Origin of the sequence: Winogradskyella sp. KYW1333 (assembly GCF_003335675.1) — a bacterium.
GTDB lineage: Bacteria > Bacteroidota > Bacteroidia > Flavobacteriales > Flavobacteriaceae > Winogradskyella.
On sequence record NZ_QPHL01000016.1, the window covers coordinates 43,162 to 57,464 of the forward strand.

At 32.5% G+C, this 14,303-nt stretch carries 10 protein-coding genes; 5 read left to right on the forward strand and 5 right to left on the reverse strand.

Annotated features, from left to right (window positions below; all coding sequences use genetic code 11):
- Window positions 1-20: 20 nt before the first annotated feature.
- Window positions 21-1,142, reverse strand: a complete 1,122-nt coding sequence (locus tag DUZ96_RS07845) for a GNAT family N-acetyltransferase (protein WP_114301391.1) — start codon at window positions 1,140-1,142, stop codon at window positions 21-23.
- A 22-nt stretch (window positions 1,143-1,164) separates the two neighbouring features.
- A complete protein-coding gene (locus DUZ96_RS07850) occupies window positions 1,165-2,058 on the reverse strand; it encodes a transporter (protein ID WP_114301392.1) in 894 nt (297 codons plus the stop codon).
- A gap of 103 nt (window positions 2,059-2,161) precedes the next feature.
- On the opposite strand from DUZ96_RS07850, the gene DUZ96_RS07855 reads away from it, so the two are divergent.
- From DUZ96_RS07855 to DUZ96_RS07870, 4 genes are all read left to right on the forward strand, one after another.
- Window positions 2,162-2,452: a DUF4834 family protein gene (locus DUZ96_RS07855; RefSeq protein ID WP_114301393.1), complete on the forward strand. Its 291-nt coding sequence runs from the start codon at window positions 2,162-2,164 to the stop codon at window positions 2,450-2,452.
- Window positions 2,453-2,516: 64 nt separating this feature from the next.
- Entirely contained in the window at window positions 2,517-4,955 is a 2,439-nt protein-coding gene (locus DUZ96_RS07860) for a YfhO family protein (RefSeq protein ID WP_114301394.1), read from the forward strand.
- Window positions 4,956-4,964: 9 nt separating this feature from the next.
- Window positions 4,965-6,254, forward strand: a complete 1,290-nt coding sequence (locus DUZ96_RS07865) for a glycosyltransferase family 4 protein (RefSeq protein WP_114301395.1) — start codon at window positions 4,965-4,967, stop codon at window positions 6,252-6,254.
- A 48-nt stretch (window positions 6,255-6,302) separates the two neighbouring features.
- Window positions 6,303-7,760 carry a polysaccharide biosynthesis C-terminal domain-containing protein gene (locus tag DUZ96_RS07870; RefSeq protein ID WP_114301396.1) on the forward strand — a complete coding sequence of 486 codons (1,458 nt, stop codon included), beginning with the start codon at window positions 6,303-6,305 and terminating at the stop codon, window positions 7,758-7,760.
- 86 nt (window positions 7,761-7,846) lie between these two features.
- Here DUZ96_RS07870 and DUZ96_RS07875 read toward each other — a convergent pair whose 3' ends face one another.
- Window positions 7,847-9,202 carry a hypothetical protein gene (locus DUZ96_RS07875; protein WP_114301397.1) on the reverse strand — a complete coding sequence of 452 codons (1,356 nt, stop codon included), beginning with the start codon at window positions 9,200-9,202 and terminating at the stop codon, window positions 7,847-7,849.
- Between the two features lie 165 nt (window positions 9,203-9,367).
- A complete protein-coding gene (locus tag DUZ96_RS07880) occupies window positions 9,368-10,054 on the reverse strand; it encodes a hypothetical protein (RefSeq protein WP_114301398.1) in 687 nt (228 codons plus the stop codon).
- A 221-nt stretch (window positions 10,055-10,275) separates the two neighbouring features.
- On the opposite strand from DUZ96_RS07880, the gene DUZ96_RS07885 reads away from it, so the two are divergent.
- On the forward strand, window positions 10,276-11,358 hold the full coding sequence (locus DUZ96_RS07885; RefSeq protein WP_114301399.1) for a DUF3667 domain-containing protein: 1,083 nt from the start codon (window positions 10,276-10,278) through the stop codon (window positions 11,356-11,358).
- Here DUZ96_RS07885 and uvrA read toward each other — a convergent pair.
- Window positions 11,355-14,147 (reverse strand): excinuclease ABC subunit UvrA, encoded by a 2,793-nt coding sequence (uvrA, locus tag DUZ96_RS07890; RefSeq protein ID WP_114301400.1) that lies wholly within the window; start codon window positions 14,145-14,147, stop codon window positions 11,355-11,357. The genes DUZ96_RS07885 and uvrA overlap by 4 nt on opposite strands.
- Window positions 14,148-14,303 lie beyond the last annotated feature (156 nt).

The following is a 14,303-nucleotide window of genomic DNA, read 5'->3' on the forward strand; positions in this document are numbered from 1 at the left end:
ATTGCAAGGTCTTTTTCATTTTAATATAAATATTTTTTAAAGGTTTTTCGTCGTTTATATACCATAGTGTCAAAATGTTTCCAAATTTTATGTATTGCCTCATTATCCTCTAACTCTGGCGTTCTGTAACAAAATTCAATACCTTTTGCTTTAAACGTCTCATAATATTCATTGAAAATAACTGCATGAATACCCTTGTTTTGGTAATCAGGATGAATACCTATTAGGTAGAAAATAACATCTTTACTTTTCTTCTTAGCTTTTAATATATGTCGAAAGCCAAACGGAAATATTCTACCCTTAGCTTTTTGTAATGCTTCTGCAAATCGAGGCATAACAATTGCAAACCCAATGAGATTGTCGTCAGCATCTACCACAAATTTTATGTATTCAGGATTCACAAAACTTATAAACTTTTTCTTGAAATACTCTTTTTGGATATCTGTGATTTCAACAAATGACGAAAGTACCGCATAACTCTCGTTGAATAAATCAAACATTTTATCCGCATAAGGCATCACTTCCGAAGTTCTGGTGAATTTAAGCGCTCTGAGTTTATAACGACGTTTAATAAGCTCCTGAGCCTTTACAAAGGCTTCGGGCGTAACATTCTTAAATGGAAATTTACTTTCAGAGTATTCTTTTTCTATTTTGTAGCCGTGCTTAAAATAGTGATCAACATAATATGGATGGTTATACCAAGTAATCATAGTAGAAACACTATCAAATCCTTCAGTCATAACACCTACCTTATCTAAATTAGAAAATCCTACAGGACCCTCTGCGTAGTCTAATTTATGTTCTCTACCAATGTTCTCAACAACTTCCAACAATGATTTGCTAACTTCTAAATCATCGATAAAGTCAAACCAACCGAAACGCATCTTCTTTTGCTTTTGGCCTTTAATCTCTAACCAATTTACTATTGCAGCGACTCGGCCAACAACTTGGTTTCCTTTGTAAGCCAAGAAAAACCTCGCGTCTGCATCTTTAAATACAGGATTTTTCTCCTTGTTAAAAGTTTTTACTTCTTCTGATATAATTGGAGGTACCCAATATTTTGAGTCCTCATATAGTTTAAATGGAAATTTGACAAAGGTTCTAAGGCCCGATTTTGAAGAAACTTCTTTTACTGTAATCATATAGTTGGTTGAGATGATATGTCTAATATCCGTTATCAATTTTCTTGTCTTTATGAAAATCTAAACGGTACGAAGCACCAAATGCTATATTAAATACTGATGGTGTATCTTTTGTATTAAATGCAATATTGGCATCTAATTGAAAATCTTTATCCCAAAGATAGGCACCACCAACTCTAAAAATGTTATCGGCATAAAAATCACTATTTATGCCTTGTGCCTCGCCAAAAATAACCCATTTAGGATTGAATGAATGGGTTAATGTCAGAACGTATTGAAAAATTGAATCATCTGATCCGATTCTGTCTTGAATTAAATTCATTACAAAAACCCAACCTCCATTAAAATTATTTTGAGTTGCTATCATTACTTTTGAGCTAAACCCTTCAACACTTGTTGCTGTGTATGGGTTTGGGTCACTATCATAATTTGCACCTACGTAAACTGCCACAGCAGGGATTAATGATTTCCATTTGAATTTTCTATTTGCATGATAGCTATACAGATTTGGTTTATCGTCTTCCGCATTTTTATAAGGATCATAAACCAAATATTTAGCGCCTAGTGTAAAATTTTTAAAATTAGATCTTTTGTTTTCTACAGGGATTGCGGCATTGTTAAATGTTATTTTATCATTCTGGTAAATGCCATCAAGTGAAAATTCAAGTTGTTCAAACAGAACACCATATCTAATTGAAAAATCAAGTCCAAATCCACCTACTTCATAGTTAAGGGGTGTATGCTCTTCCTTAACGGTAAATGCTCCAGCTTCAAATTGAAGAATACCTGTGCCAACAGAGAATGCACTTTCTGAGACACCTGGTCTGTTGGAATTTATGACTTCTGTATATTGACCAAAGGCTGTAAAAAAACTAAATGAAATAAGTAAGGTAAGTAGTGATCTGAGAATTTTCATTGGTTTTTGTTTAAATTCAAATATATATATTTTATAGTTTTTTTAGGGAATTATAACGTATTATAAATTATGATAATTGTATTTTTGATTAGAATTTGATAATATGATATATACGGCGTCGGTAATGGGATTATTGAGAACTATATTAATTATTTTACTAATCTATTTTGGATTAAAGATATTGTCACGAATTTTTGCTCCATTACTTTTGCGTTTTGTTGCTAAGAAGGCAGAGCGACGATTTGGTGATCAATTCGGTGGTTTTCAAAATCAAAACAATAGTCGGAATGACCACAGAAAAGAAGGTGAGACTGTAATAGATAAAATGCCGAATAAGTCTAAAAATTCAAATGATAAAGTAGGAGAATATATAGATTACGAGGAAATAGAGTAAGTCATATCAAATTCTTTTCAAAAAAATAACTACTTTTCAGTATCATTCAAATCTTTCATAATTCATGTCGTTTTCTTTGAAGAAATTTCTTCCGCATCTTTTTGTTTTACTAGGATTCGTTATTTTGTCGTTGGCTTATTTTAGCCCAGTATTGGAGGGTAAAAAGATCTTCCAAAGCGATATCATGCATTATATAGGCATGGCCCAACAGCAAAAAGAATTTGCAAAATCAACAGGAGAGGAAACCTACTGGACCAATAGTGCGTTTGGAGGAATGCCGACTTATCAATTAGGTGCAAAATACCCACATAACTATATAAAGAAACTAGACTTAACCTTACGCTTTTTGCCAAGACCTGCAGATTACCTTTTTTTGTATTTTATTGGTTTTTATATTTTATTATTAAGCTTGAAGGTTGAATTTAAATTGGCTGCTTTTGGTGCCTTAGCCTTTGGGTTTTCAACGTATATGATAATTATTCTTGGTGTAGGCCATAATTCTAAAGCACATGCTATTGCGTACATACCAATGGTTTTGGCAGGTATAATATTAACTTTTAGAAATAGGTATGTTTTAGGATTTCTATTAACCACAATAGCACTAGGATTAGAAATTGTAGCCAATCATTTTCAAATGACCTACTACCTGTTATTGTTAGTCTTAGTAATAGGAATAACATATCTCATTGATGCATATAGAAAAAAACTAGTGCCACACTTTTTTAAATCTGTTGGGATTTTAATTGTAGCTACCATAATTGCTGTTGGTTTAAATGCTACCAACTTTTTGGCCACTCAAGAATATGTTAAGGAAAGTACTCGCGGTAAAAGCGAACTGACTATTAATCCTGATGGTTCACCAAAGGAGGTCTCAACAGGTTTGTCTAACGAATACATAACAGAATACAGCTATGGGATTTGGGAAACCTTTAATCTTTACATTCCTAAATTTATGGGTGGTGGAAATTCGGAAGATGTCGGAAAGGAAAGCGCAACTTACAAAGCTTATGTAAATCTTGGTGCATCGCCTATTGAAGCATTAGAAGCATCTAGAGAAGCACCTATGTATTGGGGAGATCAGCCAATAGTTGAAGCACCAGCTTACGTTGGCGCTGTAATTATTTTCTTATTTGTTCTTGGTCTGTTTTTAGTGAAAGGAAGATTAAAATGGTGGTTAGTTGGTGGTACTATTTTTTCATTACTATTGTCCTACGGTAAGAATTTAGATTTCCTTACTAATCTCTTTATTGAATATGTGCCGTTGTACAATAAATTTAGGGCAGTGAGTTCAGTACAGGTCATTCTTGAATTATGTGTACCTATATTAGGTGTTTTTGCATTAGTACGTTTGTTTAATGACTTTCAAAATAATGAAGATAAATTAAGGTATTTAAAATACACAGTAATTATTACGGCAGGTCTTTGTGTTGTGTTTCTACTATTTAAATCCTCTCTTTTTGATTTTGAAGGATTACGCGATGACAGATATGCTCAGGCTTATGGTCAGCACTTCGTAGACGCATTAATTGAAGATAGAAAAGCATTGTTTACTACTGATACCCTAAGAACGCTGATTTTCGTTTTGCTGTCCGCAGGAACCGTATTTCTTTTTTTAAAGGAAAAGCTCTCAGAAAAAAAGGTTGTAATTGTGTTTGTAATTTTAGTTCTATTTGATTTGGTTTCGGTTGATCGAGAATACGTAAATAGTAGTAATTTTAAATCTGCACGAATTGTTGATATGCCATATCAGGCAAACACGGCAGATAAGGATATATTGAGGGATAAAAGTCATTTTAGAGTCTTGGACATGTCGTCCCAAGGTCAGAGTCAACCTGGAAAGGCTGCCTATTTCCATAATTCTTTATTGGGTTACCATGCCGCTAAACTTGGACGTTATAATGAACTACTAGATTTTCATGTTTATAGAAACAACATTAATGTCTTAAACATGCTTAATACAAAATATATTATCATTGAAGAGCAAGGCCAAGTACTGCCTTATACAAATAAAGAAACCAATGGTAATGCTTGGTTTATTAGGGAATTGGAAATTGTTGAAACTGCTAATGAAGAAATAAAAGCTCTCGATAGTTTAGATACAAAATTGAAGGCAGTAATTCAAAAATCACTATTAAGTTCGAATATTTTAAAAGAAAGTTATTCACTAGATTCAATTGCCTCGATAGAGTTAATAGAATTTAAACCTAACTACTTAAAGTATGAAACCAACAATAGTAATAGCGCTTTTGCTGTATTTTCAGAGATATATTACCAGCCAGGTTGGATTTCGTTAATAGACGGTCAAGAAGTCCCACATCAACGAGTAAATTATGTTTTAAGAGGGATGTCAATACCAAAAGGTACTCATATAATCGAATTTAAATTTGAGCCTCAAGTGGTTAAAATAGGTAGTAAAATTGCATTGGCCAGTTCTGTAGTTTTAGGTATTTTGTTATTCTTAGGACTCTTCTTTGAGTTTAAACGTAAAAAAATTGATACTTAGTTTATAGTAATGTCATCAAAGAAAGTCTTAGTGATTACCTATTACTGGCCACCAGCTGGTGGTCCTGGTGTGCAACGCTGGTTAAAATTCGTAAAGTATTTAGCAGATTTTAATGTAACACCATTTGTTTTTTGTCCTGAAAATCCAAGTTACCCAATAGTTGATGAGACTTTAGTTAATGAAATACCAGAGGGTATAAAGATAGTTAAGCGTTCAATTAAAGAACCCTATCGATTTGCTAGTGCATTTTCAAGTAAAAGCACAAAAAACATAAGCTCAGGGATAATACCGAAGTCAAAGAAACAATCTGTAATAGAAAAACTATTACTTTTTATAAGAGGCAACTTTTTCATTCCTGATGCACGTAAAAATTGGGTTAAACCATCGGTGAAATTTCTTTCAAAGTTTATTACAGAAAATGATATTGATTCTATAATTACCACAGGTCCACCTCATAGTTTGCATTTAATAGGATTAGCTTTAAAAAACGCAATAGGAGTCAAGTGGATTGCAGATTTTAGAGATCCATGGACAACAATTGGGTATCACAAAGAATTGAAATTAACTTCTATATCTAAGAAAAAGCATAGAAATCTCGAATCAAGAGTACTGAACAATGCTGACGAGATAATTGTCACTAGTAAAAATACTAAAGCCGAGTTTTCATCTAAAACAAAACAGCCCATTACGGTAATTACAAATGGTTATGATACTCATAATGTAATAATTGATATGAAGGATGAAAAGTTTACCTTCTCACATATTGGATCTTTATTATCTGAGAGAAATCCGCAGGTGTTGTGGGAAGTACTTTCAGAAATCATTTCTGAAAGTGAGGGTTTTGCCGAATACTTTCAATTGAATTTAATTGGAGTTGTCAGCGAGGAAGTAATTCAATCAATGAGGTACCATCAGCTTGATAAATACATGAATATAATGGGCTATGTTGAACATAAAGAAGCACTGGCTTATCAAATGAAATCTCAAGTATTATTGTTAATTGAAATAGATTCTGAGGATACAAAATCAATAATACCAGGTAAAGTTTTTGAATATTTGATTTCTGAAACTCCAATTTTAGCCATTGGCCCATCTGATTCTGATGTGGAGAAAATAATAATATCAACAAATACTGGGTTTTATTTTACATATAATGACAAGGGTAATCTAAAGACTAAAATTTTATCATTATTTGCGGATTATAAGTCTCAGAATATTGAAGTAAATGCAGTTGGCCTAGAACAATATAGCCGTAAATCTTTAACCGAAAAATTGAGCAAAATTATTCATAGGGTTTAATAATGAAGCTTTTATCATAAATAAAATTAAGTTGTAAATTGCCTAGCAATGGGCATCATTTTAAAACAATCTTTCAAAAATACCATTAGTACTTATCTAGGTTTTGGTATAGGTGCTATTAATACGCTTTTTCTTTATACCAATCTTTTAACTGATCAATATTATGGATTAGTCGCATTTTTGTTTTCTACAGCCAATATTATGATGCCATTTATGGCGTTTGGCGTTCATAATGCGATAATAAAATATTATTCTTCTTTTAAAACAAAAAATAGTATTAATGGATTCCTAACATTGATGCTGTTCCTTCCATTAATCTTTATTATTCCAGTTGGGACTATAGGTTATTTCTCATATGAAACTATAGGTTCCTTTCTTTCTAGAGAAAATTCAATTGTAGAAAATTATACATGGTATATTTTTATTTTGGCCATTGCTATGGCCTATTTTGAGATCTTTTTTGCGTGGACAAAAGTGCAAATGCAAACTGTTTTTGGAAATATAATGAAAGAAGTTTTCCATAGAGTAGCCATAATGATTTTGTTATTCGCAGTTTATCTTAATTGGCTTAGCATAGATGAGTTTATTATTGGATTGGTAGGAGTTTACGTTTTAAGAATGCTTATAATGAAATTATATGCCTATACTGTTAGATTTCCAAAACTTGTATTTCAATTACCAAATAATTTATCATCTATATTTAAGTATGCTTTATTAATGATAATTGCTGGCTCTGTTGCAATGTTGATTTTGGATATAGACAAGTTTATGATAGGCATACTAATAGAAGATATTGAACAAGTAGCATATTACAGTGTAGCAATATTTATAGCTACTGTTATAGCCGTGCCACAGCGAGCTATGCATCAAATTATGATGCCGTTAACAGCGAAGTATTTAAATGATAATGATTTAACTGCGCTTGAAGATTTGTATAAACGTAGTTCCATGACTCTATTGGTAGTAAGTGGTTTTATTTTTTTACTAATAGTTTTAAATATTAATCAGCTTTATCTTATCCTACCAAAAGAATTTACTGGTGGCCTATTTGTTGTTTTTATTGTCAGTCTAGCTAAACTCTATGATAACAGTTTAGGAAATAATAATGCCATACTCTTTAATAGCGAATACTATAAGATGGTTCTATATTTTGGTGTTTTTCTTGCGATTACTGCTATAGTATTGAATATTATTTTTATTCCAAGGTATGGAATTGAAGGTTCTGCACTTGCCACTTTTTTAGCAATTGTATTTTATAATACGGTGAAAATCCTTTTTGTTAAACGGAAATTTAATATGCAACCGTTTTCAGCTGAATCGTTGAAAATATGCCTTTTACTAGTAGTTTCGGTTCTAGTTATGTATTTCTGGGACTTTCCGTTTCATCCAATTCTTAATATAGCATTAAAATCTACTTTAATTGGGATTTTATACTTTGTGAGTATTTATAAATTAAATGTTTCAGAAGACGTTAATGAGCAAATAAAAAGATATCTAAAGTTTTAAGTACCTATATAAATAAGAAGCCCCGCAAGGTACTCTGAGGCATACAGCACGCGGGACTTCTACTAACCAACCAAAAAAATCATTTTTTATCTTCTTGCTCGTCTTGAACTTGATCTTGTAGAACTTTGGTTGCTTTTTCTACTGCTTTTAGATCTTGTCAATACCGACGATGACTTTCTCTTATTTTGTATTTTACTTCTTTGTCTACTGTTTTTCGATGTTGTTCTACTATAATTACGAGAACTAGCCAATTTTGGTTTTCTAACAGAAGTACTTTTTGTTCCTGTTCGTTCATTGGACACAGAAGATCTACTTCTGGTTACATTTTCTTTTAAATTTCTTGAACGTGTATTGTTATTTAATCTACTTGTTCTATTTTGAGATGTTACTCTTGAGTTAGATCGGGAACTAGTAGCGTTACTATTACTAAAACTTTGTGATCTACTTAAAGTATTTTCTCTAGAATTTGTTCTCGTGTTAACACCACGTTCAACATTCCTACTATTAGATCTAGTGTTTACACCGCGCTCAATATTTCTGCTATTGGATCTAGTACTCAGACTTCGTTCAGAGTTTCTAGATGAAGAGCGGGATGTTAATGATCCTGATGTATTAGTTGTTCCAGTGCGCATAGTACCAGAATTGCTTACAATACGCGTTGATCTAGACCTTGTAATTTCTGCATTTCTACGTTCTACTGATTTCTGAACATTTCGTTCCGTTCTATTTCGAGGAGTTTGAGCATATCTATTTGAGTTTCTGGTAGATGCATTACGTCTTCCATATTGTGGGTTACCACGACTTCCATTTTGAACATTATAATATCTTACATTGTTTCTGTATGGTCTATACCAAATATGTCGTACAGGCGTGTAAAACTGTCTGTATGGATATGTGTTTATTACACAGAAACTTACCGGAGGAATTGCATAGTATCTATGCCATGGTCTCCAAACATAACCTCTGTTATAGACATTTATAAACCCATCATATCTCCAGAAATTATTTCTGTAATAAATGTTTAATCCACCAATTCTATTAACTCTTCCAAACCCATTATAATTGATAAAGATGTTACCTATTTGGTTTACCCTACCATAATAATCATAGAAGATCGGTGTATTTTCTATTTGAATAATTGCCCCATAACCATCGTACTGTACGTATGCATTATAATCAAAACCCGTATTAAAGCTTAAAGTAAAGCCTGGTCTATTGATGCCAACGCTAACATTTGGTCCATATTGAGGCATGTAGAAATCGAACTGACCATCTGGGTATACAGAGAATTCAATACCTGCTTCCATAAATATGAAAGAATTACCATAACCTCTCACATAATTATTAATTGAAGCATCAGCTTCCTTTGAACTTGTGTTGGTTGCAAATACTGTGGTGCTAGCTGTCACCAAAACTGCAAATAAATATAGTAATCGTTTCATAGTAAAAGGGTTTTAAAATTACACTCATTACCTATGATACAAACAGCGTGCCAAAAAACTTAAAATCCTGATTGTTAGCGAGATATATTAAAAGAAAAACCCTGAATTATTTGGGGTAATATTCAGGGTTTTGAAACCACCAAGAAAATCTTAATGGACTATAAATCAATCTGAAATTTTGCTTTTCAGCTTTTTCTGTTTTTTGACTTTTCCATCTTTTTTAAAATAGAAGTATCTGTCATCATCCCAGTCATCATTAACCCATCTATTGTTTCTTTGTCTTCTTCTATCATAATATCGATCTGATTCAAAATCATTAAAACCATATATACCATTACCTGGATTTCTAAAGTTTATTTGTCCACGCGTACCGGTCATAATACCATGTCTGCTGTATAAAACTCTCAATCCTCCAATTTGATGCAGTAAACCACGTCTGTAATCCATATATACTGAACCTGCCCTGATAATTCTTCCAAATCTGTCGTAATTAATAAATACATTTCCAATACGCCTGACTCTTCCGAATCTATCATGTCTCACAAGTGTTCCTCGGTTAGATCTTCCGTAACCATGCCCTGGAGCTCCGTAAATTCTACTTCTTCTATTTCGTCTGTCTTTGTAATAGACATCTCGAGGTGAATCATAGAAAATCTCTGTATTAAAGTCAAAGCTTCCATCAGCAAAGATTAAGAATTCTACACCACGCTCTACAAACAAAATAGGTTGTGCATGACGATAGCGTGATGTAATATCTAAATTGATACTTTTATTTTCAGAAAATTTTTCTGTTGCGGATACATTTGTTAATCCCATTAACAAACCTGTAAAAAGTAAAACTAATTTTTTCATAGTTGTAAAATTTAGATTTTGCCTACTCATATCTAGCTTTTCGCCTTACGCTATTTGTTAAGCCGGTTTCAATTAGCGTGCCATTATTGTAAATACCATATATTCAGGTGATTAAATGAATTATTTATTACTGTGTTGTTACAATATTTATTTTCAATCTTCTATATTCTGAGTGAAGTGTATTAGAAATTTTACTAATTTTAAACAGACATTAACCAACCATGAGTAACAAACAAGTCAATTGTCAAAATTGCGAACAACCTTATCAAGAAGGGTTTAGATTCTGTCCTCATTGTGGGCAAAAGACCAATGATGATCTCACAATTGGTATTTTGTTCTACAACACTATTAGTAACTACTTTTCTTTTGATGCTCGTTTTTTAAAGAGTTTTTTGCCATTAATGTTTAAACCAGGTCATTTGGCAAAAGAGTTTATTAAAGGAAAAAGACTGCTCTATTTACATCCTGCCCAGATGTATTTATTTATCTCGGTGATTTTCTTTTTTGTTATTTCATTTAGTACAAGAGAGTTGGTGTCACAAGCAAATACTTTTAATGAAAAGGTAGTAAAAGGTGATATCGAAACCAAAACGGTTAATACTGATAGTGTAGAAGCTGTTCTCGATTCAATACAGTTTGAGAAAGTATTGAAGCCATTAAAGGAAAATCAAGATAAGTTAGGTCTAAAGGAAGATGATTTTAAAATACCAGATTCTATAATTAAGAGTGCTAATAATGAACCAAATAATATAAAATCTTCATTTGATTTTAATAAGAAGAAAATTGACTCTATGATTAATGCTGGTTCTGATAAAGAGTTAATTTATAAGGAAATGGGAATGACAGATGACGCTAGTTTCTTAGAAAGACGATTTTTTGCTAATATTCTAAATCTTATGGAAGGTAGAGGAGCGGGAGGAATGGTACAGGCCTTTTTTGATAGTATACCAATCGCGATGTTCTTTTTAATGCCGCTGTTTGCCTTTATATTGAAAATTTTCTATTACAATAAAGGGACATACGCGCACCACTTAGTTTTTAGTTTTTACTTTTTCTCATTTCTGTTTACAGTATTTGCAATTTTATTTGCAGTCAACAGATTTGTTTATGATATTCCGGATGGGATTGATTGGCTAATTGCAATTTCAACCTATTTGTATTTTTTAATAGCACTGATAAAATTTTATCGCCAGCACTGGTTGCTAACTTGGTTTAAAAGTGGAATAATCACATTTATTTTTACAATATTTATTATTCCAACTTCATTTTTGCTGTTGTTAGCATTCTCCTTTGTGTTTTATTAATGGAGCTTATCAGATAAGTATTTTCCTGTTATGGATTTCGAATTTTTTATAATTTCTTCAGGTGGTCCACTTGCTATTAGGTTACCACCTTCTTTGCCGCCTTCTGGCCCGAGATCTATGATATAATCAGCACATTTTATCAAATCAATATTGTGTTCAATTACTATAATTGAATGTCCTTTTTCAATTAGTGCTTGAAATGATTTAAGTAATTTCTGAATATCATGAAAATGTAGGCCTGTGGTAGGTTCATCAAAAATAAAGAGCGCATTATCACTTTTGCTTCCTTTGCCCAAAAATGTTGCAAGCTTTATACGTTGTGCTTCTCCACCAGATAGAGTAGAAGAGGACTGGCCAAGAGTAACATAACCTAATCCTACGTCTTGCAACGGCTGTAGTTTGTTTTTAATTTTAGTTTGACTAGTAGTTTCAAAAAAGTTAATTGCATTATCAATAGTCATATTTAAAATATTCTCTATTGTTTTACCTTCAAAGGTTACTTCGAGCACTTCTTTTTTGAATCGTTTTCCACCACACGTATCACAGGTTAAATGCACATCTGCCATAAATTGCATTTCTATAGTAACTTCACCCTCACCTTTACATGTCTCACATCGACCACCATCTACATTAAAACTAAAATGTTTGGCTTGGTAATTTCGAATTTTACTTAATTTTTGAGATGCAAATAAAGCTCTAATATCATCATATGCCTTTACATATGTTACGGGATTAGACCTTGAAGAACGACCAATTGGATTTTGGTCTACAAATTCAACATGTTGTACATTGCTATGGTTACCATTTATTTTGGTGAATTGACCAGCTTTATCACTAAAACCAGTTAACTTTTTCTGTATTGCAGGGTATAAGATTTTCTTAACCAAAGTACTCTTACCACTTCCAGAAACACCAGTAATTACGGTTAACATGCCTAATGGAAAAGTTACATCTATATTTTTCAGGTTATTTTCTCTGGCACCTAAAACATCAATGTAATATTTAGTTTTTCTTCGTTTTTTGGGAACTTCAATTTGCAATTCTCCATTTAAGTATTTGGCAGTAAGTGTATCAGATTCTAATATATGCTTAAAACCACCTGTAGCGACTACCTCACCACCAAATGTACCAGCCTCAGGTCCAATATCAATAATGGTATCAGCTGCTTTCATTATATCCTCGTCGTGTTCTACCACAACGACTGTATTTCCTAAATCACGAAGAGATTTTAGAACATTAATTAGCCGTTCCGTATCTTTAGGATGAAGCCCAATGCTTGGCTCATCTAATATATACATTGAACCAACTAAACTGCTACCCAATGAGGTTGCAAGATTTATACGTTGACTCTCTCCACCAGATAGTGAGTTTGATTTTCTATTCAACGTTAAATAGCTTAAACCTACATTAGATAAAAATTCTAACCTAGTATTAATTTCAACTAAAAGACGCTTTGCAATTTTAGATTGGTACTTATCTAATTTTAATTCGTTAAAGAATGAAATCAGTTCTTTGATTGGTAAATCAACCAAATCTGTGATGGTAGAATTATTGATTTTAACATTGTTAGCCTCTTCACGTAATCTTTTGCCTTTACATACATTGCATTTGGTTTTGCCACGATAACGAGATAACATCACACGATTTTGAATCTTGTAAGCTTTGGATTCTAATTCGGTAAAAAAGCTATCCAAGCCTTCAAAATATTCATTACCAGACCAGACTAAGGACTTTTGGCTCTCGGTTAATTCAAAAAACGGTTTGTGAATTGGGAAATCAAACTTATGTGAATTAATGACTAGTTGATCTCTGTACCAGCTCATACTTTCACCACGCCATGGGAATATTGCGTTTTCATATACAGACAAAGCAGTATTAGGTATTACCAAATCAACGTCAATACCAATGACATCACCATAACCTTCACATTTGTGACAAGCACCATAAGGATTGTTAAAACTGAAGAGATGTGCATTTGGTTCTAGAAATGTAATACCGTCTAGTTCAAATTTATTATTAAAGGTAGTTTGCTTGCCTTCATTAACGGTTTCTATTATACATGAACCAACACCTTCAAAAAATGCGGTTTCAATAGCATCTGCCAACCTGTTTAAAAAATCTTCATCATGCTTAAATACTATTCTATCTACTACCAAGAAAAGATTTTCGCTGGATTTAATTCCATTTTTTAGTACCTCGTCAATTCTTATTACCTGATTATTAATTTTAACCCTAGAATAACCTTGTTTTTGAAGTGTATCTAACTTGTTTTCAATTGATCTGCCTTCCTCTAAAATTATAGGTGATAGGAGCAACAGTTTTGTTCCTTCATCAAAGGATGAAATAAAGTCAATAACGTCTGTTACCGTATGTTTCTTAACCTGTTTACCTGAAATTGGTGAATATGTTTTTCCAATTCTAGCAAAAAGTAATTTTAAATAGTCATAAATTTCAGTTGTAGTACCCACAGTAGAACGTGGATTTGTAGAATTCACCTTTTGTTCAATAGCAATTGCCGGTGCAATACCTTTTATGTAATCAACCTTGGGTTTGTTTAACCGACCCAAAAATTGACGAGCATAACTTGAAAGACTCTCTACATATCGTCTTTGGCCCTCTGCATACAAGGTGTCAAAGGCCAGGCTTGATTTACCAGAACCCGATAATCCTGTGATAACTACTAGTTCATTCCTAGGAATTACAACATCTATATTTTTAAGATTATGGAGCTGCGCACCCTTTATTATGATATTTTCTTTAGGGTTTACATCTGTGATAGCAGTATTCATAGGTAATCGAAGTGTATAATTTTGCAAAGATACTATAACTTATTTAGCTGATAAAACGCAATAATGTTAGATTAAATGTTAAAATTTAGTAGTAAATTTTGTTTTTTCGGAATGATTGTTGTTATATTTGAGACGTATTCAATTAAAAAAACAGCG

Coding starts and splice junctions, on each gene's coding strand:
- DUZ96_RS07855 (WP_114301393.1), top strand. CDS start 2,162: ATGATATATACGGCGTCGGTAATGGGATTATTGAGAACTATATTAATT.
- DUZ96_RS07870 (WP_114301396.1), top strand. CDS start 6,303: ATGGGCATCATTTTAAAACAATCTTTCAAAAATACCATTAGTACTTAT.
- DUZ96_RS07865 (WP_114301395.1), top strand. CDS start 4,965: ATGTCATCAAAGAAAGTCTTAGTGATTACCTATTACTGGCCACCAGCT.
- DUZ96_RS07860 (WP_114301394.1), top strand. CDS start 2,517: ATGTCGTTTTCTTTGAAGAAATTTCTTCCGCATCTTTTTGTTTTACTA.
- DUZ96_RS07875 (WP_114301397.1), bottom strand. CDS start 9,202: ATGAAACGATTACTATATTTATTTGCAGTTTTGGTGACAGCTAGCACC.
- uvrA (WP_114301400.1), bottom strand. CDS start 14,147: ATGAATACTGCTATCACAGATGTAAACCCTAAAGAAAATATCATAATA.
- DUZ96_RS07885 (WP_114301399.1), top strand. CDS start 10,276: ATGAGTAACAAACAAGTCAATTGTCAAAATTGCGAACAACCTTATCAA.
- DUZ96_RS07845 (WP_114301391.1), bottom strand. CDS start 1,142: ATGATTACAGTAAAAGAAGTTTCTTCAAAATCGGGCCTTAGAACCTTT.
- DUZ96_RS07850 (WP_114301392.1), bottom strand. CDS start 2,058: ATGAAAATTCTCAGATCACTACTTACCTTACTTATTTCATTTAGTTTT.
- DUZ96_RS07880 (WP_114301398.1), bottom strand. CDS start 10,054: ATGAAAAAATTAGTTTTACTTTTTACAGGTTTGTTAATGGGATTAACA.